Below are 1,477 nucleotides of genomic sequence, written 5' to 3' on the forward strand. Positions count from 1 at the left end.
CGGGGTCGCTGGCGCCCGCCGGCCGGATCCGGGTGACGCTCTCGGCGAGCAGGGCGGCGGCCTGCGCGACCAGGTCGAGGCCGGTCGGCTCGCCCTCGGCGGCCGCGGCGACCGCCAGCGCGGCGAGCCGGGCCAGTTCCACCGGCGGGCGGCGGGTCACCGCCTGCACCACCGCCTCGGCGGTCGCGCGGGGTCGGGCCGCCACCTCGGCCGTGCCGGTCAGGTCGGCGAGCACCCGGGTGGCGAGGACGCCCGGCGGCCGGGCCCGGTCCAGGTCGGTCAGCAGCCGGCGGACCGCCTCGCGGCCGAGCCAGAAGCCGGAGCCGGCGTCGCCGAGGAGCCAGCCGTGCCCGTCCGCGGTGCGGTCCAGGCGCAGGTCGTGTACCTGGGCGGCGATCGCCCCGGTCCCGGCGATCAGCACGGTGCCGTCCGGGACCGCGGTGCCCGAGGCGTACGCGACGAGGGCGTCGCCGTGCACCGCGTACGGGCAGCGCAGGCCGGCGTCGTGCCAGGCGCGGTCGAACGCCGCCCGGCCCGCGGGGTCGGCGAGCAGCCGGCCGGCCCCGGCCAGCCCGATGGCGCCGGCGCGCACCCGGGGCGGGTCCACCTCGGCGAGCGCCGCGCGTAGGGCCACCAGCAGCTCCTGGGCGGCCCGCTCGGCGCCGTGACTGGTCGGGTTGCCGCCGCCGGCCCGGCCGGCGCCGAGGCGTACCCCGTCGAGGCTCAGCGCGGCCGCGCGGGTGGACGTACCTCCGACGTCGAGGCCGACCACGACGGTGCCGGACATCCGGTGGGCCTCCCTGGGGTCGGTGGCTGGCGGCCTTCATGCTGGTCGGCCCGGCTGCCCGAGGCAAGATCCGAGGCCCCGCCGCGCGGTGTGCGCCAGGTAACAGTTTGAAAACTTCGCCCACGGTCTTGACATGGAGGGGCCTTCAGTAAGAAATTTTACCACTAACAGTTAACAGTCTTTTCGGAAAGGCGCCCCATGGTTGATCACGAGGTGGACACCCCCGCGTTGCACCTGCACGCGGTGGTCGACGCCGACGCGGTCGACCGCCGGGGTGCGGTGACCGTCTCCGCGGACGGGGTGCTGGCCAGGGTCCGGGCCGGGGCGGGGGAGCTGACGGGGGCGTTGCGCCGGGTCGCTGAGCACGTGCTCAGCGACCCGAAGGCGGCGGCCCGGGCCACCATCGTGGAGCTGGCCGAGCGCAGCGGGACCTCGCCGGAGACCATCACCCGGTTCTGCCGGGCCATGGGCTTCGAGGGCTACGCGGACCTGCGACTCGGCATCGCGTCGGAGACCGGCCGGGCCCGCTCGGCGGGCTGGACGGTCGACATCGGCCGGGAGATCCAGCCCAGCGACCCGCTGTCCCGGGTGCTCGACCAGATCATGGCCGCCGACACCCGGGCCATGCACGACACGGCCGCGCTGCTCGACCTGGCCGAGGTGGAGCGGGCCGCCGTGGCCATCGCCGGG

The 1,477-nt window shown here is 76.7% G+C and carries 2 protein-coding genes; one reads left to right on the forward strand and one right to left on the reverse strand.

Annotation, left to right across the window (positions count from 1 at the left end; all coding sequences use genetic code 11):
* On the reverse strand, nt 1-787 hold a 787-nt coding region (locus ACFOYX_RS21530), incomplete at its 3' end, for a BadF/BadG/BcrA/BcrD ATPase family protein (RefSeq protein WP_377534286.1).
* A 198-nt stretch (nt 788-985) separates the two neighbouring features.
* Here ACFOYX_RS21530 and ACFOYX_RS21535 point away from each other — a divergent pair.
* The coding region (locus tag ACFOYX_RS21535; protein ID WP_377534287.1) for a MurR/RpiR family transcriptional regulator at nt 986-1,477 on the forward strand (492 nt) is incomplete at its 3' end.

The sequence above is a fragment of the Micromonospora sp. GCM10011541 genome (genome assembly GCF_042650725.1).
In the GTDB taxonomy this organism is placed as follows: Bacteria; Actinomycetota; Actinomycetes; order Mycobacteriales; family Micromonosporaceae; genus Micromonospora; species Micromonospora sicca.